Annotated in this window: 18 protein-coding genes; 4 read left to right on the top strand and 14 right to left on the bottom strand. The window is 65.9% G+C overall.

The genetic code is table 11. The features are described from left to right. Nucleotides 1-49 precede the first annotated feature (49 nt). The gene (locus JQ572_RS19935) at nt 50-1,660 is read left to right on the top strand and encodes a phytoene desaturase family protein (protein WP_211384519.1); all 1,611 of its coding nucleotides are present in this window, start codon (nt 50-52) and stop codon (nt 1,658-1,660) included. A 245-nt stretch (nt 1,661-1,905) separates the two neighbouring features. On the opposite strand, the gene JQ572_RS19930 is transcribed toward JQ572_RS19935, so the two are convergent. Further along, complete coding sequence (locus tag JQ572_RS19930) at nt 1,906-2,061, bottom strand: Flp family type IVb pilin (RefSeq protein WP_049823422.1); 156 nt, start codon at nt 2,059-2,061, stop codon at nt 1,906-1,908. Nucleotides 2,062-2,225: 164 nt separating this feature from the next. Here JQ572_RS19930 and JQ572_RS19925 point away from each other — a divergent pair, with 164 nt between their 5' ends. Beyond that, complete coding sequence (locus JQ572_RS19925) at nt 2,226-3,113, top strand: 50S ribosomal protein L11 methyltransferase (protein ID WP_211384517.1); 888 nt, start codon at nt 2,226-2,228, stop codon at nt 3,111-3,113. A 29-nt stretch (nt 3,114-3,142) separates the two neighbouring features. On the opposite strand, the gene JQ572_RS19920 is transcribed toward JQ572_RS19925, so the two are convergent. After that, a complete protein-coding gene (locus JQ572_RS19920) occupies nt 3,143-3,316 on the bottom strand; it encodes a hypothetical protein (protein ID WP_211384516.1) in 174 nt (57 codons plus the stop codon). 187 nt (nt 3,317-3,503) lie between these two features. On the opposite strand from JQ572_RS19920, the gene JQ572_RS19915 reads away from it, so the two are divergent. Both JQ572_RS19915 and JQ572_RS19910 read left to right on the top strand, forming a co-directional pair. Then, on the top strand, nt 3,504-5,330 hold the full coding sequence (locus JQ572_RS19915) for an aminopeptidase P family protein (RefSeq protein WP_211384515.1): 1,827 nt from the start codon (nt 3,504-3,506) through the stop codon (nt 5,328-5,330). A gap of 234 nt (nt 5,331-5,564) precedes the next feature. After that, nucleotides 5,565-6,839, top strand: a complete 1,275-nt coding sequence (locus JQ572_RS19910) for a multidrug effflux MFS transporter (protein ID WP_211384514.1) — start codon at nt 5,565-5,567, stop codon at nt 6,837-6,839. Nucleotides 6,840-6,952: 113 nt separating this feature from the next. Here the strand turns inward: JQ572_RS19910 and ligA are convergent, their stop codons facing one another. The 12 genes from ligA to ftsW form a co-directional block, all read right to left on the bottom strand. Continuing rightward, nucleotides 6,953-9,106, bottom strand: a complete 2,154-nt coding sequence (ligA, locus tag JQ572_RS19905; protein WP_211384513.1) for an NAD-dependent DNA ligase LigA — start codon at nt 9,104-9,106, stop codon at nt 6,953-6,955. Between the two features lie 160 nt (nt 9,107-9,266). After that, nucleotides 9,267-10,937 (bottom strand): DNA repair protein RecN, encoded by a 1,671-nt coding sequence (gene recN / locus JQ572_RS19900; RefSeq protein ID WP_211384512.1) that lies wholly within the window; start codon nt 10,935-10,937, stop codon nt 9,267-9,269. A 13-nt stretch (nt 10,938-10,950) separates the two neighbouring features. Further along, the gene (locus tag JQ572_RS19895) at nt 10,951-11,841 is read right to left on the bottom strand and encodes an outer membrane protein assembly factor BamD (RefSeq protein ID WP_211384511.1); all 891 of its coding nucleotides are present in this window, start codon (nt 11,839-11,841) and stop codon (nt 10,951-10,953) included. 245 nt (nt 11,842-12,086) lie between these two features. Beyond that, nucleotides 12,087-13,049: a UDP-3-O-acyl-N-acetylglucosamine deacetylase gene (gene lpxC / locus JQ572_RS19890; protein ID WP_211384510.1), complete on the bottom strand. Its 963-nt coding sequence runs from the start codon at nt 13,047-13,049 to the stop codon at nt 12,087-12,089. Between the two features lie 360 nt (nt 13,050-13,409). After that, the gene (gene ftsZ, locus JQ572_RS19885) at nt 13,410-15,206 is read right to left on the bottom strand and encodes a cell division protein FtsZ (protein WP_211384509.1); all 1,797 of its coding nucleotides are present in this window, start codon (nt 15,204-15,206) and stop codon (nt 13,410-13,412) included. Between the two features lie 87 nt (nt 15,207-15,293). Next, nucleotides 15,294-16,616, bottom strand: a complete 1,323-nt coding sequence (ftsA, locus tag JQ572_RS19880; protein WP_211384508.1) for a cell division protein FtsA — start codon at nt 16,614-16,616, stop codon at nt 15,294-15,296. Next, nucleotides 16,613-17,641, bottom strand: a complete 1,029-nt coding sequence (locus tag JQ572_RS19875) for a cell division protein FtsQ/DivIB (protein WP_211384507.1) — start codon at nt 17,639-17,641, stop codon at nt 16,613-16,615. The genes ftsA and JQ572_RS19875 overlap by 4 nt, the downstream gene beginning before the upstream one ends. A gap of 349 nt (nt 17,642-17,990) precedes the next feature. Beyond that, complete coding sequence (locus JQ572_RS19870) at nt 17,991-18,977, bottom strand: D-alanine--D-alanine ligase family protein (RefSeq protein WP_211384506.1); 987 nt, start codon at nt 18,975-18,977, stop codon at nt 17,991-17,993. 131 nt (nt 18,978-19,108) lie between these two features. Beyond that, nucleotides 19,109-20,029, bottom strand: coding sequence for a UDP-N-acetylmuramate dehydrogenase (gene murB, locus JQ572_RS19865; protein WP_211384505.1), 921 nt, complete (start codon nt 20,027-20,029; stop codon nt 19,109-19,111). 275 nt (nt 20,030-20,304) lie between these two features. Continuing rightward, nucleotides 20,305-21,708, bottom strand: a complete 1,404-nt coding sequence (murC, locus tag JQ572_RS19860) for a UDP-N-acetylmuramate--L-alanine ligase (protein WP_211384504.1) — start codon at nt 21,706-21,708, stop codon at nt 20,305-20,307. Between the two features lie 123 nt (nt 21,709-21,831). After that, on the bottom strand, nt 21,832-22,932 hold the full coding sequence (gene murG, locus JQ572_RS19855; RefSeq protein ID WP_249129127.1) for an undecaprenyldiphospho-muramoylpentapeptide beta-N-acetylglucosaminyltransferase: 1,101 nt from the start codon (nt 22,930-22,932) through the stop codon (nt 21,832-21,834). Between the two features lie 113 nt (nt 22,933-23,045). Next, nucleotides 23,046-24,197 (bottom strand): putative lipid II flippase FtsW, encoded by a 1,152-nt coding sequence (gene ftsW / locus JQ572_RS19850; RefSeq protein ID WP_211384503.1) that lies wholly within the window; start codon nt 24,195-24,197, stop codon nt 23,046-23,048. Between the last annotated feature and the right edge of the window lie 85 nt (nt 24,198-24,282).

Here is a 24,282-nt window from a genome sequence, read left to right as displayed (position 1 = left end):
CGGTCCTTCAGACCATCCCGGAGTGACATCGGAACAAATTGAACTCGTCATGACCGAAACCGACGTCGTCATCATCGGCGCGGGCCATAACGGCCTCACCTGCGCGACCTATCTCGCGATGGCCGGCCTGCGCGTGCGAGTGGTCGAACGCCGCAAGGTGGTCGGCGGGGCCGCAGTCACGGAGGAGTTTCATCCGGGCTTCCGCAATTCGGTGGCGGCCTACACCGTGAGCCTGCTCAATCCGCAGGTGGTTCGCGACCTGGGGCTCGCCGAGCAGGGCCTGCGAATCGTCGAGCGGCGCGCGCAGAATTTCCTGCCCGCGCCCGACGGCATCCATCTCCTCACCGGCGAGGGACGGACGAAGGAGTCCGTCGCGCGGCTCAGCGCGCATGACGCCAACGCGCTCGACGGATTTTCGCGCGAGCTGGAAGATATCGCCGACGTACTCAGGCAATTCGTGCTGCGCGCACCGCCGAACCTGCTCGCTGGTTTCGGCACGGCGGCGATCCGCGAGGCTCTCAACGCGGTCCAGAGCGCCAACATCCTGCGCGGCCTGACGCTGGAGCAGAGCCGCAGCCTGCTCGATCTCTTCACCCGCTCGGCCGGCGAGATGCTGGACGAGCGCTTCGAGCACGATCTGGTCAAGGCGCTGTTCGGCTTCGATGCCATCGTCGGCAACTACGCCAGCCCTTACGCCGCCGGCTCGGCCTATGTGATGCTGCATCACGCCTTCGGCGAGGTGAACGGCAAGAAGGGCGTCTGGGGCCACGCCATCGGCGGCATGGGCGCGATCACGCAGGCGATGGCGCGCGCCGCACGCGACCGGGGCGTGACGATCGACACCGATGCGGACGTGCGCGAGGTGATCGTCGAGCGCGACCGCGCCGTCGGAATCGCGCTGGAGAACGGCGAGACGATCCGCGCCAAATATGTTGCGTCCAACGTCAATCCAAAACTGCTCTATACCCGGCTGATCGCGGCCGACGCCCTGCCCGAAAACTTCCTCGCCCGCATTCGCAATTGGAAGAACGGCTCCGGCACCTTCCGCATGAACGTGGCGCTGGACCGCCTGCCCTCCTTCACGGCGCTGCCGGGCGAGGGCGATCACCTTACCTCCGGCATCATCCTGGCACCTGATCTCGGCTACATGGACCGCGCCTGGCTCGACGCTCGCGCGCGCGGCTGGAGCCGTGAGCCCGTGGTCGAGATGCTGATCCCCTCGACGCTCGACGACACGCTCGCGCCAGGGGGCAAGCATGTCGCGAGCCTGTTCTGCCAGCACGTTGCCCCCGAGCTTCCGGATGGAAAGTCGTGGGACGACCATCGCGACGAGGTCGCCGACCTCATGATCGCGACGGTGGACAAATATGCCCCTGGTTTTGCGGCGAGCGTGCTCGGCCGCCAGATCCTGTCACCGCTCGATCTCGAGCGGCAATTCGGTCTCCTGGGCGGCGACATCTTCCACGGCGCGCTGACGCTGAACCAGCTGTTCTCGGCGCGGCCGATGCTGGGTCATGCGGATTATCGCGGCCCCCTGAAGGGCCTCTACCACTGCGGCTCCGGCGCCCACCCCGGCGGCGGCGTCACCGGCGCTCCCGGCCACAACGCCGCGCAGGCGATCCTGCGGGACCACCGCTCGCTGTTCGGAAGCCGTGGATAGGTCTGTGGATGAGTTGTGGACAGGCTGTTGGCAAAGCTGTGGAAGCGGCGGTGGAAACCCCTCGCGGCCGATCCGGCCAAGCCGGGTACAAGGCGGTGGAAAATCTGGGGATGAGTGCCGGGATAAGGCCGTGGACAAGGTCCGGAAAACGAGCGGATAGCCCGCCCGGGGCAATCCTCCGGGCGGGCGATCGTCGGGAAATAGCCTATGAAGAAACTAGCTCGCTGGGAAATGGGAGGCGGAAATTACTTCAAGGAGGTGCTAATCGAAGTGAACTTGTCGTTCATCGTGGTGCCCAGGCCGTTCACCACGGTGATGATTGCGAGCGCGATACCGGCTGCGATCAGGCCGTACTCGATCGCCGTCGCACCGGATTCATCGGACCAGAACTTCAAAACCATGTGCTTCAAGACTCGTCTCCATTTCTATCTCAAGCTGTGTTGCTTGCCCTCAACATCCGTAAATCTACGACGCACAACCTGAGGTTCGGTTAAGCCGGAGATTGCAAGTTATGTGGAAAATTGGGAACAAAAGTTCCAAAAATTGAACCCGACGGAACCCGAGAATGCAGCTGACCCCCACCCATCGCGCCAGTTTTTCGATCGGCAGCGAGAACGCCGCCAGGCGCGTTGTCGACGTGCTCACCGAGGTGTTTCTCGAAGGCGATGCGGCAGTCGCGGCCTTCGAGCAGCCTGACGGACAGTGGGACGTCACGCTGCATTTCGCGGACCCGCCGGACCAGGCATGGCTGCGCGAACTCGTTGCAAACTCAGCAGGAATCCAGATCGCGGACACGCTCACCTTCGATACCGTCGAAGCCAAGGACTGGGTCAAGGCGAGCCTGGAAGATCTTGTCCCGGTGCCGGCCGGGCGCTTCGTCGTCCACGGCAGCCATGACCGCGAGCGGGTGACGCCGAACAAGCTCGCCATCGAGATCGAGGCGGCGCTCGCCTTCGGCACCGGACACCATGGTACCACGCGCGGCTGTTTACTCCTGCTTGACCATGTCCTGAAGAGTTCCCGACCGAGGAACCTGCTCGACCTCGGCACCGGCTCCGGCGTGCTGGCCATAGCGGCGGCGAAAGCGCTGCACCGCGCGGTGCTGGCCTCCGACATCGACCCGCCCTCGGTACGGGTGGCCGCCGAGAACGCCTCGCTGAACGAGGTTGGTCATCATGTGCGGGTGATCCGCGCCACCGGCTTTGCCGCGCCTGATTTCGGCAAGCGCGTCCCGTTCGACCTCGTCCTGGCCAACATCCTTGCCAATCCGTTGCGGCAATTGGCGAGTCCGATGGCACGGCACCTTGCGCCCGGCGGACGCGTCATCCTTTCCGGCCTGTTGACGCACCAGGCCCCTGCCGTGATCGCGGCCTACCGCGCGCGCGGCCTCGTGCCGTTGCGACACTTGCGGATCGAGGGGTGGAGCAGCCTGTTGCTGCGGAAGCTTTCGTAAGGTCGATGAGCGCTGCGCTCGACGCCGCGCTACTTCGCAGGCTTCTCGTCACGGGGCGTCGATGCGCGCAACGCCCGCTTTGCGCGGCGCTCGGCGAAACGATTGATCATCTGGCCGATGAGGCCGCGCGGCTTCTTCGGTGTCGCCGCAGCCGGGGCGCGGCGCACCGGCGGGGAAATCTTCTCAAACGTGAACGCCGGCATCGTGTGTCCCCTCGCCGTTGAGATGAACCACCTGCTCGAATTTCCCTGTTATCCGGACGAAGCGCAACTGCCGCATCCCTACTCCACTCAATTCGAATGGAACCTATTCAAGCACAGTCCATGCCAGATGCGACCTCAAATGCGTCTACATTGCGGACTGATCCTCATGATCCTAAAGTGATCCACCATGTTCGAAGCGCACTTCCAGACATTCGAGGAGCCCGAGGCCGGCGTCGCATTGACGGCGCGCCTGGCCGCGCTCCGTGAAGAACTCGCTCGCCGCAAGCTGACCGGCTTCGTGATCCCACGCGCCGATCAGCAGCAGAACGAATATGTGCCGCCATCGGAAGAGCGTCTGGCCTGGTTGACCGGCTTTACGGGCTCGGCGGGATTGGCGGTGGTGCTGACCCACGAGGCCGCGGTCTTCGTCGACGGCCGCTACACGATCCAGGCGGCCAAACAGGTCGATGCAAAGGCCTGGGCGGTGGAATCGCTGATCGATCCGCCGCCGGAAAGCTGGGTGACGGCACATTTGAAAGCCGGGGATCGCCTCGGATTTGATCCGTGGCTGCACACTTTTGCGGCAGCCGAGCGCCTGTCCGCCGCCTGCGCCAAGGCCGGCGCCGAACTGGTCGCCGTCGACAGCAATCCGGTCGATGCGGTCTGGCAGGACCGGCCGCAGCCGCCGATTGCGCCGGTCGCGGTGCACGGACTGCAACATGCCGGCGTCTCTGAAGCCGAGAAGCTGACGCAGATCAGAAGCGAGATCGGCAAGCTCGGCGTCGACGCGCTGGTGCTGTCCGACAGTCATGCCGTGGCCTGGACCTTCAACATCCGGGGCGCCGACGTCGCGCACACGCCGCTGCCGCTGTCCTATGCGCTGGTGCCGAAGGACGGACGGCCGACCGTTTTCCTCGACCACCGCAAGCTCTCGAACCTGACGCGCGACCATATCGAGCAGTCGGCAGACGTGCGCGAGCCCGATGCGATGGCGCCGACGCTGATGGCGCTGGCCAGAAGCGGCGCGGCGATCGCACTCGACAATGCGACCGCGGCCGACGCGCTAAGCCGGCTGATCGCGGGTGCCGGCGGCAAGCCGGTTCGCGGCAACGATCCGATCGCGCTGCTCAAGGCTGTGAAGAACGCGACCGAGATCAAGGGCACGCAGACGGCGCACCGACGCGATGCGATCGCGCTGGCGCGCTTCCTCGCCTTCATCGACCGCGAGGCGGCAAGCGGCAAGCTCACCGAGATCGACGCGGTCGAGGCGCTGGAGACGTTCCGCCGCGATACCGGCGCGCTCAAGGATGTGTCGTTCCCGACCATATCGGGCACCGGCCCGAACGGCGCCATCGTGCACTACCGCGTCACCCGCAAGAGCAACCGGCGTATCGCGCCCGGCGATCTGCTGCTGATCGATTCCGGCGCGCAATATGAAGACGGCACCACCGACGTCACCCGCACCATGGCCGTGGGCGAGCCGACGGGCGAGATGCGCGACCGCTTCACCCGCGTGCTGCGCGGCCACATCGCGATCGCGCGCGCGATCTTCCCCGACGGCACCAATGGCGCACAGCTCGACACGCTCGCACGGCAATATCTCTGGGCCGCCGGCGTCGATTTCGAGCATGGCACCGGCCACGGCGTCGGCAGCTATCTCTCGGTGCACGAAGGACCGGCGCGGATCTCGAAGCTCGGCACCACGCCGCTGAAGCGCGGCATGATCCTGTCCAACGAGCCGGGCTACTACAAGACCGACGGTTTCGGCATCCGCATCGAAAATCTCGAGCTGGTCGTCGCCGCCGACATCGAGGGCGCCGAGAAATCCATGAACGCCTTCGAGACGCTGACCCTGGCACCGATCGACCGCCGGCTGATCGATGTCGGCATGCTGGGCAAGGACGAACTCGACTGGCTCAACGCCTACCACGCGCGCGTGAGCGCCGAGGTGCGGCCGGCGCTGGACGAGGCGACCAGGGCCTGGCTCGACGAGGCGACGGCGGAGCTGAAATAGCGCAGCGCATGGCGCTAGGCGATTTGCGCAAGGCTCTCCTCGCACCACAGCCGTCATGGCGCGCAAAGCCGGGTTCATGAAAGCGAATTTGCGATGCAACTCGCGTCCAATTCGTCGCAATCGCGCTGCCATTACAACCGTCCCGGAATCCGTATAGCCGCATTCCGAAACGCCGATATCCGTCTTGCGTGAGCAAGCTACAGTCCGATTCGAATTGCAACGAGACGGACACGCATGCACGGCATGATCAGCAAGCCGCCGGGAGCGGCACAGAACATCGCGACCTCGCGCGTGGTGTTGCTGCTCCTGGTCGTCATGACCGGGATCGCGCCGATCTCGCTCTACATGCTGGTTCCGGCGCTGCCGGTGCTGGCGGCGAATTTCGGCAGCGACATCTCGATCGCGCAGATGACGGTGTCGCTCTACATGGTCGGCATCGCGCTGTCCCAGCTGATCATGGGGCCGCTGTCGGACCGCTTCGGCCGGCGTCCGGTGCTGCTCACCGGCCTCGCGCTGATGGTCGCCGCCAGCGTCGCCTGCATCTTCGCGCAGAACCTGCCGCAGCTGATCGCCGCACGCTTCTTCCAGGCGCTGGGCGGCGCCGCCGGCATGGTGGTGAGCCGCGCCATCATCCGCGACATCTACGAGCGCGACCGCGTCGCCTCGATGATCAGCCTCGTGGTCGCGGCGCTGATGATCGGGCAGATGGTGTCGCCTCTCACCGGCGGCCTGATCGAGACCGCCTTGGGCTGGCGCGCGATCTTCTACGCCATCACCGTCGGCGCGATCATCGTCGCCGTCGGCATCGCGGTGGCGCTGCCGGAGACGCGCCGCACCCGCGCCGCCGGCAGCGGCTTTCGCGGCGACGTCGGCGTGCTCATCCGCAACCGCGCCTTCGTCGGTTACGTCATGTGCCAGGTGCTGGCCTCGCAGATCATCTTCACCTTTGCCGGCGGCGGCCCCTACATCGTGGTGACGCAGATGGGCCGCAGCAGCGCCGAATACGGCGCGTGGTTCGCAACGACCGGCTTTGCGTATCTCGTCGGCAACCTGCTCTGCGTGCGCTTTGCGCCGCGGCACTCGCTGGAGAGGCTGATCTGGTTCGGACTCGGCCTCCAGCTTTGCGGCAGCCTGCTGAACCTGCTCTGGAGCTTCACCGGCTGGAACGAGGAGCCCGCCTGGCTGTTCGGCACGCAGATGATCGTGATGGCCGGCAATGCCTTCGTGATGGCGAACTCCGCCGCAGGCGCGATCAGCATCCGTCCCGAGGCCGCCGGCACCGCGTCGGGTGCGATGGGCTTTCTCCAGCAGGGCATCGGCGCGCTGATGTCGCAATTCGGTGCCTATCTCGGCGGCCATTCCTCGACGACGCTGCCGCTCACCGCTGCGGTCCTCGCGATCTCGCTGCTCTGCGCCTGCATGATGATCTTCGTCGTCCCCCGCCGCGAGGTGGTGGTGAGCGAGACGCTGATCGGACAGGCGGAGGAGGAAGAGAGCGGGATGATGTGAGTGGCGCAGAGTGGCCTCCCCGTCATTGCGAGCGAAGCGAAGCAATCCAGACTATCGCCGTGGAAAGATTCTGGATTGCTTCGTCGCTTCGCTCCTCGCAATGACGGGAATCCTCACTCCCCGATCAGCTGCAGCCACTCGTCCTCGGTCAGCACCTTGACGCCGTGCTTGTTGGCCTCCGCGAGCTTCGAGCCCGCGCCCGGGCCGGCAACGACGAGATCGGTCTTCTTCGACACCGAGCCCGACACCTTGGCGCCGAGCCGCTCGGCGGTCGCCTTGGCCTCGTCGCGCGTCATCTTCTCCAGCGAGCCCGTGAACACCACGGTCTTGCCGGCGACGGCCGAGTTGCTCTTCGGCTTCTCGGCGTCGACGATCTCGACCTCCTTCGTCAGCCGCTCGACGATGCCGCGATTGTGGCTCTCGCCGAAATAATCGGCGATGCTCTTGATCACGGTGTCGCCGATCTGGTCGAGCGCGTCCATCTCCGCCATCGCCTCCTCGTCGCCCCTGGCGACCTTCAGGCAGGCATCGTGGAAAGCCTCCCAGGAGCCGTAGCCGCGTGCCAGCGCCAGCGCCGTGGTCTCGCCGACATGGCGCATGCCGAGCGCGTAGACGAAGCGCTCCAGCGCGATCCTGCGCCGGCTCTCGATGGCGCCGAACAGATTGCGCACCGAGGTCGCGCCGTAACCCTCGATCTCCTCCAGCTTGAGTTTCGAGTTGCGCTTCTCCAGCGTGAAGATGTCGGAAGGCTCCTTCACAAAGCCCTCGTCGAAGAAATACTGGAGCTGCTTCTCGCCAAGACCGTCGATGTCGAACGCACGCCGCGACACGAACAGTTTCAGGTGCTCGATCTTCTGATAGGGGCAAGCGAACTCGCCGGTGCATCGGGTGCGCGATTCCTCCTCGCCGGCCGCCGTCTCCCCGCGCACGACGTCGGTATGCAGCGGACACGGGCATTTCTTGGGGAAGAGGTATTCCCTGGCGCTCTTCGGTCGCTTGTCGAGGTCGACGTCAACGATCTGCGGGATGACGTCGCCGGCGCGCTGGATCACGACGGTGTCCCCGATCCGGATGTCGCGGCCCTCTCGCAGCACCTCACCCTTGTTGCCGATGCCCCTGATATAGTCCTCGTTGTGCAGCGTGACGTTCTGCACGATCACGCCACCGACGCCCACCGGCTCGAGCTTGCCGACCGGCGTGAACGAGCCGGTGCGGCCGACCTGGATCTCGATGTCGCGCAGCACGGTCATGGCCTGTTCAGCCGGGAATTTGTGCGCGATGCCCCAACGCGGCGTGCGCGAGACGAAGCCGAGTCGCTCCTGCCAGTCGATCCGGTCGACCTTGTAGACGACACCATCGATGTCGTAGTCGAGCTTGGCGCGCTGCTCCTCGATCGAATGATGAAACGCGAGCAGTTCCTCGACGGTGTGACACAGCTTCGTCAGCGGATTGGTCTTGAAGCCGCAGCGCTCGAACCAACCGATCATGCCGCTCTGCGTATCCGCGGGCATCGCGCTCATCTCGCCCCAGGCATAGGCAAAGAAGCCCAGGGGGCGCGAGGCGGTGATGGTCGGATCCTTCTGCCGGAGCGATCCCGCGGCCGAGTTGCGCGGATTGGCGAAAATGGTGCTGCCTTCCGCCTTCTGCCGCTCGTTGAGCGCGAGGAAGGCTTTCTTGGTCATGTAGACCTCGCCGCGCACCTCGCAGATATCGGGGATATTGCGGCCCTTCAGCTTCTGCGGCACGTCTTCGAGCGTGCGGATGTTGGCGGTGACGTCCTCGCCCTCCGCGCCGTCGCCGCGCGTCGCGGCCGTGACCAATTCGCCGCTCTCATAGCGCAGCGACATCGAGAGGCCGTCGATCTTCGGCTCGGCGGAGAAATCGACCTTGTCGTCGTCGAGCTTCAGGAAGCGCACGATGCGGCCGACGAAGTCGCGCACGTCCTCCTCGGCAAAGGCGTTGTCGAGCGACAGCATCGGGACGGAATGCCGGACCTTCCTGAAGCGCCCCGACGGCGCCGCGCCGACCTTCTGCGACGGCGAGTCCGCGCTGACGAATTCCGGGAAGCGCTTCTCTATCGCGTTGAAGCGCTGGCGCAACGCGTCGTACGCGGCATCGGTGACGGTGGGGGCGTCGTCCTGATAGTAACGCTCGTTATGCGCCTCGATCTCGAGCGCGAGCCGCATATGCTCGACCTTGGCCTGCGCCTTGGTGAGGTCGGCGACGTCGCGAAGCGGTGTTGCTTTGGATCTTGCTGCTCTGGCCATGGTGCTTGGATACGACGGAGCGGGCGGGAGGGTAAAGACGGTTACAATTTCGTGCCCCGGACGCGGCGCAACGCCTCTTCGGCGGTGCGCTGCAGAGCCGCGGCCCATGGGGCAACATTCCGGGTCCCGGCTTGCGCTGCGCGCGTCCGGGACACGAAGGCTAACTCGCCGCCTTGAGCAGCCGTTCCGCAGCCGCCCTCGCCTCGGCCGTGATCTCGGCGCCGGCGAGCATGCGCGCGATCTCCTCGCGGCGGTGGTCGGCGCCCAGCGCATTGACGCGGGTGGCGACGCGCTTGCCCTTGTCCAGCGCATCCTTGGAGATCAGCAGATGCTGGTCGGCACGGGCGGCGACCTGCGGGGCGTGGGTCACGGCCATCACCTGGACCTTGCCGGCAAGGCGCGCGAGCCGCCCGCCGATGGCATCCGCGACCGCGCCGCCGACTCCCGTGTCGATCTCGTCGAACACCAGCGTCGGTGCCGAGCCGCGATCGGACAGCACGACCTTGAGCGCCAGCAGGAAGCGCGACAGCTCGCCGCCGGAGGCGACCTTCATCAGCGGGCCCGGCTTGGTGCCCGGATTGGTCTGCACCCAGAACTCGACGCGGTCGAACCCTTGCGGGCCCGGCGCGGCCTCGTCGGTCTCGACCTGGGTCATGAACTTTGCGCGTTCGAGCTTGAGCGGGGCGAGCTCGGCATTGACGGCCTTGTTGAGCTTCTCCGCCGATTTCTGCCGCGCCAGCGACAGCTTCTTGGCGGCGGCGGCATAGCGGCTATCTGCCTCGATCGCGGCCTGCTCCAGCTTCTTCAGCCGCGACGCACCGGCATCGATCAGCACGACGTCGGCGGCATATTGGGCGGCAAGCGCGGCGAGCCCGTCGACCGGCGTCGAATATTTGCGAGACGCGGCACGCAAGGCGAACAGCCGCTCCTCGATGCGCTCGAGCTCGGACGGGTCGAAGTCGGTTGCGGCGAGCGCAGCCTGGAGGTGCTGGTCGGCCTCCTCCAGCGCGTTGATGGCGATGTCGATCGCCTTCACGGCGGGCTCGACCAGCGCCGGCGAATTGACGCCGCGGCGCTCCAGCCGGCGCACGGCGGCCGACAGCGCCGCGACCGGCGAATGGTTGCCGCCGACGGCCTCCTGCGCCTCGCGCAAATCGGAGGCGATCTTCTCGCCCTGCATCATGGTGGTGCGGCGGGACGCGAGCGAGGTTTCCTCGCCGTCCTTGGGCGCGAGCTGCTTCAGCTCGTCCGAGGCGTGGCGGAGGTAATCGGCTTCGCGCGCGGCACGCTCCATGCCGGCGCGATGTTCCTCCAGCGCGGTGTTGGCGGTCCGGCGCGCGTCCCAGAGCGCTTCGACCGCCGCGACATCCTTTTCGAGACCGGCGAAGGCGTCGAGCAGGCGGCGGTGGGTGGCGGCATCGACTAGCGCGCGCTCGTCATGCTGGCCGTGAATCTCGACCAGGGCGGCACCGACCGCCTTCAGCGTCTGCACGCTGATCGACTGGTCGTTGATGAAGGCGCGGGTGCGGCCATCAGCGAGCTGCACCCGGCGGAGAATCATCTCGCCGGTATCGTCCAGCCCGTTCTCGGCGAGGATCTTCGCTGCGGGGTGATTCTTCGGGATATCGAATACGGCGGTGACCTGCCCCTGCTCCGCGCCGTGGCGCACGAGGCCGGCATCGCCGCGGCCGCCGAGCGCCAACGCAAAGGCATCGAGCAGGATGGATTTGCCCGCCCCGGTCTCGCCGGTCAAAACCGCGAGGCCCGTTGCGAATTCGATATCGAGCCGTTCGATCAGGACGATGTCACGGATCGACAGACGCGCCAGCATGAAACTCTATTTCCTAGCCGAGACCCATCTTCTTGAAGGTCTTGCTGATCCAGGACCCCTGATTCTCGCTCGGTTCGAGACCGCCTGATTTTACAAGATTATAGGCGTCCTTGTACCAGCGACTGTCAGGAAAATTGTGCCCGAGCACTGCGGCGGCCGTCTGAGCCTCGCCGACGATGCCGATGGCCATATAGGCCTCGGTCAGGCGGTACAGCGCCTCCTCGACGTGGCGGGTGGTCTGGTACTGCGTCACGACGGCCTTGTAGCGGTTGATCGCCGCCGTGTAGTCGCGCTTCTGCGCGTAATAGCGGCCGACGTTCATTTCCTTGCCGGCGAGCTGGTCGCGCGCACCCTCGATCTTGGCCTTGGCCGAGGTCGCATATTCGGAGGTCGGATATTTGCGCACCACCTCTTCCAGCGAGGCGATCGCCTTCTCGGTGCGGGTCTGGTCGCGGCTGATGTCCGGGATCTGGTCGTAATGCGAGGCGGCGATCAGGTATTGGGCATAGGCCGCATCCGGACTGCCGGGATGCAGCGTGACGTAGCGCGTCGCGGCGCCGATGCAGCTGTCGTAGTCGCCGCCCTGGTAGGACGCATAGGCCGACATCAGCAGCGACTTGCGGGCCCAGTCGGAATAAGGATGCTGGCGGTCGACCTCTTCGAACTTCTTGTTCGCCGCCTTCATGTCCTTCTTCTCGTTCATGAGGTACAGGCCCTCATTGTAGATCTTGTCGGCAGGCTCCTCGACGAAGGTGTCGTCCTTGGCGGTGAATTTGTCCCAGAGCGCGCCGGTGCCGCATCCAGCCAGCGGCATCGCGAGCAGGAAGAGGGTGGCGGCCTGAAGCAGCCCGCGGGCTCGGGGCGAGGCCGAAAAAGATCCGCGCGTCATACGCTGTGCCGACATGAATATTGCCCTGACGCCCTGTGATGCGGTGTCCGCCAGCCCATGAACCCCGTCACGGGCGCGAAATGTAGCCGTGGTGCCTGCCATGCGACCACGCCGGTGTAACCGAAAAACGATCTTGTACCAACCGGATAGGCAGGCATTTCGCCCGGATTAAGGCGAACGCGCCGCAATCCTAGCCGATCATTATTACCAGGAGTTTCCCGGGGAAAAGCGCCGCCAAACGCCAGCGGTAACGGGTCTGTTCAGGACACGTCCGGCCCGTAGGCCGCGGCGATCCGGCCGCCGACGATGCTGCGACCGGTTTCGGCCACGGGACGCGCGGTGCGGCGGGCCGCCTCGCCCTCGACCACCCGCCAGGCGGTACGGTCGGCGAGCAGCGCGGTCAGGACGGCATGGTTGAGCTTGTGGCCGCCACGCACCGAGCGGTAGGCGCCAAGCAGCGGCAGACCGGCCAGCGCGAGGTCGCCGATCACATCCAGCACCTTGTGCCGTGCACATTCGTCGGCGTAGCGCAGGCCCTCGGTGTTGAGCAGCCGCTCCTCGTCGAACACGACGGTGTTGTCGAAAGAGGCGCCGAGGGCGTAGCCGGCGCTCCAGAGCCGCGCGACGTCGCACATCAGACCGAAAGTCCGGGCGCGGCCGACTTCGCGGCGGAAACGTTCCGGGCTGAGGTCGAAGGCATAGCTCTGCTGGCCGATGACAGGATTGCTGAAATCGATCTCGACCTCGGCGCGGAACCCGCTGGCGTGGGGCCTGATCTCGCCGAAGGAATCGCCGATCTTGACCGAGATCGGCTTCAAAACCTGAATGAAGCGGCGCTGCGCCGGCTGGGTCACGATACCGGCCTGATCGATCGCGGCAATGAAAGCCGCGGCGCTGCCGTCCATGATCGGCACTTCCGGCCCGTCAATCTCGATGATGGCGTTGTCGACACCCATGCCCCGCAGTGCAGCAAGGACATGCTCGGCAGTGGAGACCAGCGGGCCGTTGCGATCGCCGAGGACAGTGGCGAAATCGGTCGCGATCACCTGCTCGGCAGTCGCCTGAACTTCGCGGTCACTTCCCTCGAGCCCGGTGCGGACAAAAATAAGACCCGCGTCGACAGGCGCAGGCCCAAGGGTGAGAGTGACGGGAAGACCGGAATGAACGCCGACGCCTGCCACGGAGGCTTGCGCACCAAGCGTTGTTTGCCGGCTAAATTTCATCAGGAACCGCCCCACTACGACCACTGCGACTTATACTGAACCCGATCGACCGGCCAAGGCCGCTCGCTCCGAATCCGTATCCCCAAGTCACGGCAAACCATAGTCACTGCCTCAAACAGCGCCAACTCACGCTTTTTTACCGATTGTTACCCCAAACCTGCCGCATTCGCGCCAAGGCTTAACCAAATTGGGCCGGAGTTTTGGACCGTTATCGGCAGTTTTACTGAACCATCGAATGCGTAATTAATTATTTAAAATCAGTTGCTTGCCTTCGCAATCCGGATATGCACGGGACAAAAGGAAAGGTCCCGGCAAGCTTCCCGCCGGGACCTTTTTGCGTCTGCCTTATTGTAACAATCCTCAGGTCGCCTGCCGCCGCAGGAAGGCCGGGATATCAAGATGGTCGTCTCCCTGTGGCGCGGGTGCAACAGGCGCGGGTCGGCCATGCATGTCCAGGCCCTGGGGCGCGGGACGGCGGGCATACTCAGACACCGGCTCGCTGGCCGCGATCTGCTGCGCCACGGTCTTCTGGGGGCGGCGATCGGGCAGCGGGGGCATCGCGGGACCAGCGGTACGGGCCGCGATCGGCGCTTCGCTTTCCTCGTCGCGACGGCCGAGGCCGACATTGGCGAGCCGCTGGAGCAGCGACAGGCGGGTCTTCTGCGGGGTCTCTTCTTCCATCTCGCCGCGGGCCTGGCGAAGCTCGGCCTGGGCCGGCATCGGCAGCTCCTCGATACGCGGCATCCGCGGTGCGCGGACCGGCGCACGCTCGGCCTGCGGCGGGATGAAGGTTTCCGGCGTCATCGGCTCCTGCATGGCGAGCGGCGCCTGCTCGGGCTCCGGGAACAGGGTCGGCTTCTGCGCGATCGGACGCACGGTGACGTCGCCGTAGGTCTGCATCGGCGCCGGAGCCTGCGGGACGTCCGAAACGGCGGCGGCGATGGCGGCGAGCGCGGCGCGCTCGACGTTCGAACGCGGGGCGGCGGCGGCCGGAGCCGGCGCGGCGGCCGGGACCTGCGCTTCCAGCTTCTGGGCACGCTCGGCCATGCGCTGATTGTCGGCGCGGAGGCGCGCGGTCAGGTCGGCGAGGCGGCTCTCGGCAACCGCGGCCGGAGCAGCGGGAGCCTGCTGCGCCTGCGGCGCCGCGTTCGCGACCGGAGCGCTGGTGGCCTGGGTGTTGCGGGCGATCGTCGCCTGCTCGATGCCGGTGGCGACGACCGAGACGCGGATCAGGCCGTCGAGCGCTTCGTCGAAGGTCGCGCCGACGATGATGTTGGCGTCCTGGTCGACTTCCTCGCGGATGCGGGTCGCGGCTTCGTCGACCTCGAACAAAGTGAGATCCTTGCCGCCGGTGATGGAGATGAGAAGGCCCTTGGCGCCCTTCATCGAGCTGTCGTCGATCAGCGGATTGGCGATCGCGGCTTCCGCGGCGGTCAGCGCGCGCTTGTCGCCGGAGGCTTCGCCCGTGCCCATCATCGCCTTGCCCATCTCACGCATCACGGCGCGGACGTCGGCGAAGTCGAGGTTGATCAGGCCTTCCTTGACCATCAGGTCGGTGATGCAGGCAACGCCCGAATAGAGCACCTGGTCGGCCATCGCGAAGGCATCGGCAAAGGTGGTCTTCTCGTTGGCAACCCGGAACAGGTTCTGGTTCGGGATGATCAGGAGCGTGTCCACCACCTTGTGAAGCTCGTTGATGCCGGCTTCAGCGGTGCGCATGCGGCGACCGCCCTCGAAGTGGAAGGGCTTGGTGACGACGCCGACGGTGAGGATGCCCATGTCGCGCGCGGTCTTGGCGATCACGGGCGCTGCACCGGTGCCGGTGCCGCCGCCCATGCCGGCGGTGACGAACACCATGTTGGCGCCCGAGAGATGGTCGCGCAGTTCGTCGATCACCTCTTCGGCCGCCGCAGCACCGACGTTCGGCTGCGAGCCTGCACCGAGGCCTTGCGTGACCGCCGTGCCCATCTGCACGATGCGCTGCGCCTTCGACATCGTCAGCGCCTGCGCATCGGTGTTGGCGACCACGAAGTCGACGCCCTGGAGGCCCGCCGTGATCATGTTGTTGACGGCGTTGCCACCGGCGCCGCCGACGCCGAACACGGTGATCCGGGGCTTCAACTCGTGAATATCAGGAACATTGATGCTGATGGTCATGTTTGCCTCTCGATCACGCGCGCGTGGGTTCGCCCCGGCCGGCGGCCGCGGGAGTTGGTGAAATTCGAAGATTGCGGAACCGGTTCATCAGAAGCCCTCGCGTAGCCATCGTCCGACCTTTCCAAAATAACCGCCCGTCCCTGTCTTGACCTGCTGCCGCGTATGCCGCGGTTCGACATGCTCGTGGTGAACATATTGCGGGTAGACGAGGAGCCCGGCCGGCACCGCGAACGCGGCGTTCTTCGCCTCGTTGGGCAGCCGGCCGAAACCGAGCGGACGCCCGACCCGCACGGGCCGGCCGAGAATTTGCGTTCCGAGCTCGACGAGGCCGGTGAGCTGCGAGGCGCCGCCCGAGAGCACGACGCGGCCGTTCGGCTCTGAGGCGAAGGGCGAATCCTTCAGCTTGTCCCGAACCATTTCGAAGACTTCCTCGGCACGGTGCTTGACGATGTTGGCGATGGTGGCGCGGGAGACGATCTGCGGCAGATCCTGCTCGTCACCGGCTGTCGGCACAGACATCAGCTCACGCGAGTCCGATCCGCCGGTGATGACGGTGCCGTATAACGTCTTGATTCGCTCGGCATCGGCAATGGTCGCGGAGAGTCCCCGCGCGAGATCCATCGTGATGTGTTGCCCGCCGACCGCAAAACCCGCCGCATGCACGAACCGGCCGCCGGAATAGACCGCGATCGTGGTCGTGCCCGCGCCCATCTCGACGACGGCGGCACCGAGATCGGCCTCGTCATCGGTCAGCACCGACAGACCGGCCACGTAGGGGCTCGCCGCCATGGCTTCGACATTGATGTGGCAGCGTTCCACCGCCAGCATCAGGTTTCGCGCCACGGTGGCGTCGCAGGTGACGACGTTCATGTCGACGCCGAACTGGTGCGCGACCATGCCGCGGGGATCGCGGATGCCCTTGACGCCGTCGAGCGTGTAGCCGACCGGCAGCGCGTGCAGCACGGTGCGGCCCTCGCCGGTGGCGTGGCGCATACCGGTGGAGGTGACGCGGCTGACATCGGCCGGCGTCACGGCGCCGCCGCGGATGTCGGCCGCAGCTTCAACGAGCTGACCGGAGAGCCGGCCGCCGGAGACCGACAGCAGCACGGATTCGACCCGCACCTTGGCCATTTTCTCCGCAAGCCCGACGGCCTGTCGCACCGCCTGCTCGCATTCGCCAAGATCGACCACCGCGCCGGCCTTCATGCCGCGCGACTGGATCTGGCTGTAGCCGATCAGTTCAACCGCGTGGGTGCGGCCGCGCAGCGCGTCGCTCGGCGCCGACGGCTTCAGCCGTGCGATCATGCAGGCGATCTTGCTGGTGCCGATGTCGAGGCAAGCGACGAGGCCGCCGCGCTTGTGCGGCATCGGGCGCGTCTTCGGCGTCTGGGTGCGATCAAGACCGGTCATGCGGCGTCCCCGGCCTTCTTTTTCTTCTTGTCCTTGAACAGGTCTTCGCGCGCCTTGGCGGCGTCGTCGGACAGCTGCACCACCAGCCGATCGGGCAGGCGCATGTCGACGGCGACGATGTCGCGGGAGAACAGCTTGTCCTCCTTGTCGAGCCTGGACAGCATCGCCAGCGCGTTGCCGACGTCCTGCTCGGGCAGGCGGATGTCGAGGCCGTCCTTGAGCCTCAAATTCCAGCGCCGCTCACCGACGAAGATCGCGGCCTTCGTGATCGAATTGACCTGCGGGTAGCGCGCCAGCAGGGCGAGGAAGTCGCGGGCCTGCGTGTCGGCACCCTTGCCGACCACGAGCGGCAGCGACAGGAAACGGCGCGAGACATAGGGTTCGAGCACAGCGCCGTCATCAGCGATGACGGAAAGCCGGCCGGCCTCCTGCCACAGCGCGAATGCCTGGCGCTCGGTGATGTCGATCATGAGCCGGCCCGGATAGAGCTTCAGCACGGTCGCGTCCGCGATCCAGGGATTGGCCTTGAGCTTGTCGCGCACGGCGTCGGCATCGAGGAACAGCAGCGAGGATCGGCCGCTGACGCCGCCGATCGCGAGGATCTCGTCCTGGCTGAGCTGCTTGCGGCCGTTGATCGCGACGGAGGTGATGCGGAAGCCGGCGGAATTGGCCAGCGCGTTGCGGGTGTCGTTGACCGCCGTGATGAAATCCTGGAGATGGCCGCCCTTGACGATACCGAAGCCGCAGCTTCCGATCAGCAGCAGCACGGTCATGCTGATCCCGACCCGGCGCGGCAGATAGCGCTCGACCAGCGCGATCAGGCGCGGCGGCGGCTCGCGCTCGACGACGGCCTTGGCCTTCGCTTTGGTCTTGATCCTGTCCTTGGCGGCAGCGCGCTTGTCGTCGCGCTTCTCCTGCACCCACTCGCGCAGAAGCACGACCGCTCCGATAGCGGCCGCCTTCAGGTCAGCTTGGGGCCTCAGCGATCTGAAAAGCGACCGGGTGAGGCTTCCTGCACGATCCATTGCACGAGCTCGTCAACAGTTTGCCCGCGACATCGCGCGGGTCCTGGCGAACATGACGTCTCGGACTTGCCGGGCCGGGTGCTGGTCTTCAGCAGAAGAAAACCTCTCCCCTTCAAAGCGTTCGCTGGAGGTGAAACACCCGCAACAGCCCACACGCCGGCAGCCAACGCGTCATATGCGCCGCCAGCGTTAACCTTCGGACGTCCTGGTAAACAAAAGGTAAAGTTCGTTAACGGCGCGCGCTTTTTGCCTAGGCCTGTGAGGTATTTATGCCGCTATGTCCGGCATTTTACCGGTTTTGGGTTCCAAAACCGGCCATTTCGCCGATTTGGCCGTTAACCAGTCCTAACTATTTCCGCACACCCCGCCCGGCGAGCTCGACCAGGCCGCGCAGGAAGTCGACGAACGCGATGCCCTCGGCCTTCAGCGCCTTTGGGTAGAGCGAGGACTTGGTCAGCCCGGGCAGCGTGTTGGTCTCGAGATAGACCAGGCCCTTGTCCGAGACGATGAAGTCCGAACGGGAATAGCCGGTGCAGGACATCGCCCGATGCGCCAGCATCGCTTGGTTCTTGAGCGCGGCGGTGACCTCTGCGGTGAAACGGCCCGGGCAGATCTCCTGCGTGGTGCTCAGGAGATATTTCGCGGCGTAGTCGAAATTGCCTTCGCCCGGAATGATCTCGATCGGCGGCAGCGAGATGATCGAGCCGTCGGGCCGCTCCAGTACGCCGCAGGTTGCCTCGACGCCGGCGATATAGGGCTCGATCACGTACTCTTCGTGGCTCGCAGCATTGCGGACGGCGACGAGGTCCTGCTTGGCGTTGACGAAGATCAGGCCATAGCTCGAACCATCCTTGGCCGGCTTTGCGATCAGCCGGCCGTATTCGGCGAAAGCCTGATCGATCTCGTCCAGCGCAAGGTTTGCCGGCGGCGTCACGCCGCCGAGTGCCGCGAACCGCTTGGCCGCGATCTTGTCGAAGGCAAGATGCGAGGAGGCCGAGCCCGAGCCGGTGAAAGGCACGCCGCGTGTCTCGCACATCAGCTGCAATTCGCCGTTCTCGGCACGCCCGCCATGCAGGCCGAGCACCAGCACGCGGTCTTCCGTCTTCGCCTGGTCGAGCGCCTGCTCCAGCGGAATGCCTGATGTGCCCGGCTTGAACTCGTCCTCGAACGGACGGGCATGTTCGAGCAGTTGCCTGGACTGGACGGTGTGCACCTTGTCTTCGACGTCCCACCACCAGAGGTCCGCCTCGGGCAGCGCCTGGTGCAGTGCCTGGGCCGAGGCGACCGAAACCAGACGCTCTCTGTTGGAGCCGCCAAAGAGGATGGTGATGCGCATGTCTTTGTTACCTATCCTAGCCAGTCGTCGTCATTCCGGGATGCGCCATTAGGCGCAGGCCCGGAATCCATAACCACGAGCCGGGGTTATGGATTCCGGGCTCGCGACTGGGTCGCGCCCCGGAATGACACTTACGCGGAAACTCCGATCCGCTTGATTTCCCAGTGCAGCTCAATTCCGGAATTTGCCTTCACCCGTTCACGCACGGTCTCGCCCAGCGTCTCGATGTCGTGCGCGGTGGCATCGCCCGTGTTGATCAGGAAATTGCAGTGCATCTCCGAGACCTGTGCGCCCCCGACGCGCAGGCCGCGGCAGCCGGCGGCATCGACCAGCTTCCAGGCGGAATGGCCGGGCGGGTTCTTGAAGGTCGAACCGCCGGTCTTTTCGCGGATCGGCTGCGCGGTCTCGCGATGGGTCTGCACCTCCGCCATCCGCGCGCGGATCGCCTCGGTATCCCTGATCTCGCCGCGAAAGCGCGCGGACGTGAAGATGATCGAGGGATCGACGCCACTGTTGCGGTAGACGAATTTCATGTCCGCATTGGAGAAGGTGTGCTTCGTGCCGTCGCGCCCGACGCCTCGTGCCTCGATCAGCACGTCCCTGGTCTCGCCGCCATTGGCGCCTGCATTCATGCGCAGCGCGCCGCCGATGGTGCCGGGAATGCCGAAATAGAATTCGAGGCCGCCGATATTGGCGCCAGCCGCCACTTCCGCCACCCGCTTGTCGAGCGCGGCAGCGCCTGCGGTGACGACATCGGCGCTTGCACTCGCCTCCCCAAAGGCGCGCGGCGCAAGCCGGATCACCACGCCCGCAATGCCGCCGTCGCGCACGATCAGGTTGGAGCCGACGCCGACGACATAGACGGGAATGTCGGACGCAAGATGCGCGAGGAAATAGGCGAGATCGTCCTCATCCGCCGGCGTGAACAGCACCTGCGCCGGACCGCCGACGCGAAACCAGGTGAGTTCGGCAAGCGACTGGTTGGCGAGCAGCCGGCCCCGCAGCTCCGGCATCGCGGCTTTGAGAGCGGGCGTGATGTCCGGGAAGGTCATCGCGCGCTGACCGACATGCGAGCTGGATCGAGATTGCGCCGCGTGACGTTGTCCGCCAGCGGCCGGAGCTTACCCCTCTCCCCAACCCTCCCCCGCAAGGGGGGAGGGAGCCTGACCGGCGTGCTCACCTCACCTCGCGTCACGGCTACGCTCTGATCCTTTGCGAGAATCAGGAAGGCACCGACGGATGGGTTCCCTCCCCCCTTGCGGGGGAGGGTTAGGGAGAGGGGTGGCCACACGGGCGGTGATCGACGATGACTCGACATCCGGTCGCCCTACCCCAGCGCCTTCAATTCGCCGGGCAGCGCATACGCCCATTGCGTGATGTTGCCGGCACCCAGGCACACGACGAGATCGCCCGACTTTGCGAGCCCCTTGACGATGCCCGCAAGCTCCGATGCCGCCGGCAGCGGGATCACCTCGCGGTGGCCGTGGGCGCGCAGGCCCGTGACGAAATGGTCGCGGTCGATGCCCTCGATCGGTGCCTCGCCCGCGGCATAGACGTCGGCGACGACCACCGCATCCGCGTCGTTGAAGCAGGTGCAGAATTCCTCGAACAGCGACTGCAGGCGGGTATAGCGATGCGGCTGCACCACGGCGACGATCTTGCCGTTGGTGGATTCCCGCGCCGCCTTCAGCACTGCCGCGATCTCGACGGGGTGATGGCCGTAATCGTCGATCACGGTGACGCCGTTCCATTCGCCGGTCCTGGTGAAGCGACGCTTGACGCCGCCGAAGCCGGCGATCGCCTTGCGGATCGCGTCGTCCGACACGCCGAGCTCGCGCGCGACCGCAATCGCCGCCGTCGCGTTGGAGGCATTGTGGCGGCCCGGCATCGGCAGCATGAGATCGGCGATCTCGTGCACAGCGCCGGTCTTGCGATCGCGGAATGCGACCTTGAACTTCGATCCGCCGCCCATCGGAGTCAGATCGACGAACCGCACATCGGCCTGCGGATTCTCGCCATAGGTGACGATGCGGCGATCCTCGATCTTGCCGACCAGGCTTTGCACGACGGGATGATCGATGCACATCACGGCAAAGCCATAAAACGGCAGGTTCTCGACGAAATGGCGGAAGGCGTCCTGCACGGCCTCGAAGGTCTTGAAGTGATCGAGATGCTCGGGGTCGACATTGGTGACGATCGCGACATCGGTCGGCAGCTTCAGGAACGTGCCGTCGCTCTCGTCGGCTTCGACCACCATCCAGTCGCCGGCCCCGAGGCGGGCGTTGGAGCCGTAGGCATTGATGATGCCGCCATTGATCACGGTGGGATCGAGCCCCCCGGCGTCGAGCAGCGTTGCGACCATCGTGGTCGTCGTGGTCTTGCCGTGGGTGCCGGCGATCGCGACGCAGCTCTTCAGCCGCATCAACTCGGCCAGCATCTCGGCGCGGCGCACCACGGGAATGCGCCGTTCGCGCGCCGCCATCAGTTCCGGATTGTCGCGCTTGATCGCGGTGGAGACGACGACGACCTCGGCACCGTCGACGTTCTCGGCCTTGTGGCCGACCGAGACCTTGGCGCCCTTCTTGCGCAAGCGGTCGAGATTGTAATTGTCGGAGGCGTCCGAGCCCTGCACGGCGTAGCCGAGATTGACCAGCACCTCGGCGATGCCGCTCATGCCGATCCCGCCGATCCCGACGAAGTGGATGGGTCCGATCTCGCGCGGCAGTCTCATGCTCTGTTCCCTGACCTTGCCGCCGGAAAGGGCGGCATCTGGCGAAGGTCACGGCCAAATCAGCCGCGCGCCTTTCCTACTGGATGCCCCGCTTTGGAAGGCCAAGACAAGGGCTTTTTCGCGTCAGATTCCGGCGACCTTGACCACCAGATCAGCCAGCCGCTCGGCCGCATCGAGCCGGCCGGCGCCGCGGGCGGCCTGCGCCATGGCGGCAAGGCGAGCGGGCTCGGCGGCGAAGGCGGAGATCTCGGCGGCAAGCCGGTCGGAGGAAAACTCGGTCTGAGGAATGCGGATCGCGCCATAGACCTTGGCCAGCACCCCGGCATTGGCGAACTGATCCTGATCGATCGCGCCCGGCAGCGGCACCAGGATCGAGGGCCGTCCGATGGCGGCGAGTTCGGCGACCGTGCCGGCGCCGGAGCGCGACACCACCAGATGGTTGGAAGCGAGCCGCGCCGGCAAATCGGTGAAGAACGGCGCAAGCTCGGCATTGATCTTGAGCCCGTCGTAGACCGCGCGCACGCGCGCCATGTCCTCGTCGCGTACCTGCTGGGTGAGGATCAGCCGGCTCCACAGCGCAGGCTCGAGCCGCTCGATCGCACCCGGCACGATGTCGGCCATGATGCGCGCGCCCTGGCTGCCGCCGACGACGAGCAGGCGCAGCGGTCCGTTCACCTCCGGCGCGACATATGGCACGGCAGCCGCAGCGAGGATTGCCGGGCGCATCGGCGTGCCGACGGTCGTGGCCTTGCCTGCCAGCGCCGGATCGCGATCGAGTACGCCCGGCAAGGAGGTCGCGATGGCGCTGACGCGGCTCGACAGGAACCGGTTGGCACGCCCGAGCACGGCATTGGCATCGTGGATGATGCTTGGCACACCGGCGAACTTCGCGGCGACCAGCGGCGGCAGCGTCGGATAGCCGCCGAAGCCGACGACGGCGACCGGCTTCAATCGCTTGATCAGCCTGTAGGCGGAGAGCGTGCCGGCCGCGAGCGTGAGGCCGGCGTAAGCGAGCTGCAGCGGATTGCGGCCGCGCGCAGTCTCGCTCGAGACGACGTCGATCATGTCCTTGGTGAACAGCCCGCTGTAGCGCAGCGCGCGCTCGTCGGTGACGAGGCGGACGCGAAAGCCGCGCCGGATCAACTCGACGCCGAGCGCCTCGGCCGGAAACAGATGGCCGCCGGTGCCACCCGCGGCGAGCAGAATCAGGGGGGAATTGTCCATAATTGCCCTTTTACAGGGCCTCCGCCGTCATTGCGAGCGTAGCGAAGCAATCCAGGGGCACTCCGCGGAGACACTCTGGAATGCTTCGTCGCTCCGCTCCTCGCAATGACGGCTTAAGCGTAGCTGCGCATCGCCTCGGCGCGGCCGCTTGCCTCGACCTCGGTGCGCGGGCGCAGCCGCGTCAGGGCCAGCATCATGCCGACGCCATAGGCCAGCGACACGATCGAGGAGCCGCCGTAGGAGATGAAGGGCAGTGTCATGCCCTTGGCGGGGATGAGCTGGAGGTTCACCGACATGTTGATCGCGGCCTGCACGCCGAACAGGATCGCAAGTCCGGATGCCGCAAAGCGCGAGAACATGTCCTCGTTGGCATAGGCCCGCGACAGTGTGCGGATGACGACGAAGGCGTACAGCGCCAGCATCGCAAGGCACAGGATGATGCCGAACTCTTCGGCGGCGACCGCGAACACGAAGTCGGTGTGGCTGTCGGGCAGGCTGCGTTTGGCGATGCCCTCACCTGGCCCGAGCCCGAACCATCCGCCGTTGTAGAAAGCTTCCATGGCGGTATCGACCTGGAAGGTGTCGCCGGAAGCCGGGTTCATGAAACGCTTGATGCGGCCTGCGACGTGCGGGACGAACAGATAGGCGCTGAACAGGCCGGCGGCGCCTAGGCCGGCGAGTCCGAACACCCAGATCATGCGCATGCCTGCGATGAAGAACAGCGAGCCCCACACCATCAGGATCAGCATGGTCTGGCCGAAATCCGGCTCCATCACCAGCAGCGTCACCAGCATCAATAGCAGCACCAGCGCCATCGAAGTCGCCGGCATCTCCGGCCGCTTGGTGGATTCGGCGAACAGCCAGGCGGCGATGACGACGAACGACGGCTTGGCGATCTCGGAGGCCTGGATGTTGACGCCGAGCAGCGTGATCCAGCGCCGCGAGCCCTTCACCTCAGGCCCGATCGCCAGCGTCAGCACGATCAGGATGATGCTGGCCGCGAAGATGATCAGGGCCGAGCGACGGATCGCGCGCGGCGACAGGAAGGAGACCCCGAGCAGCACCAGGCAGGAGGGCACGAGGAACATCACATGGCGGCTGAAGAAGTGGAAGGGCTCGAGCCCGATGCGGGTCGCAACCGGCGGGCTCGCCGCCAACGACAGGATCACGCCGCAAAGCATCAGCGCCAGAATGGCGCCCATCAGCGGCTTGTCGACGGTCCACCACCACTCGGAAAAGGGGGTGCGTTCTTCACGGGAGAGCATGGCGGCCGCTTTCGGACAGAGGTCGGTCCATTGGTCGCCGAGGTTGGTTACCGGGGGGTTAAGGAAGCGGATATCTTTAGCGATA

Source organism: Bradyrhizobium sp. SZCCT0153, from assembly GCF_018129995.1.
GTDB lineage: Bacteria > Pseudomonadota > Alphaproteobacteria > Rhizobiales > Xanthobacteraceae > Bradyrhizobium > Bradyrhizobium japonicum_G.
The sequence above is the reverse complement of the archived record's forward strand: the minus strand, read 5'-3'. Positions and strand labels throughout refer to the sequence as shown.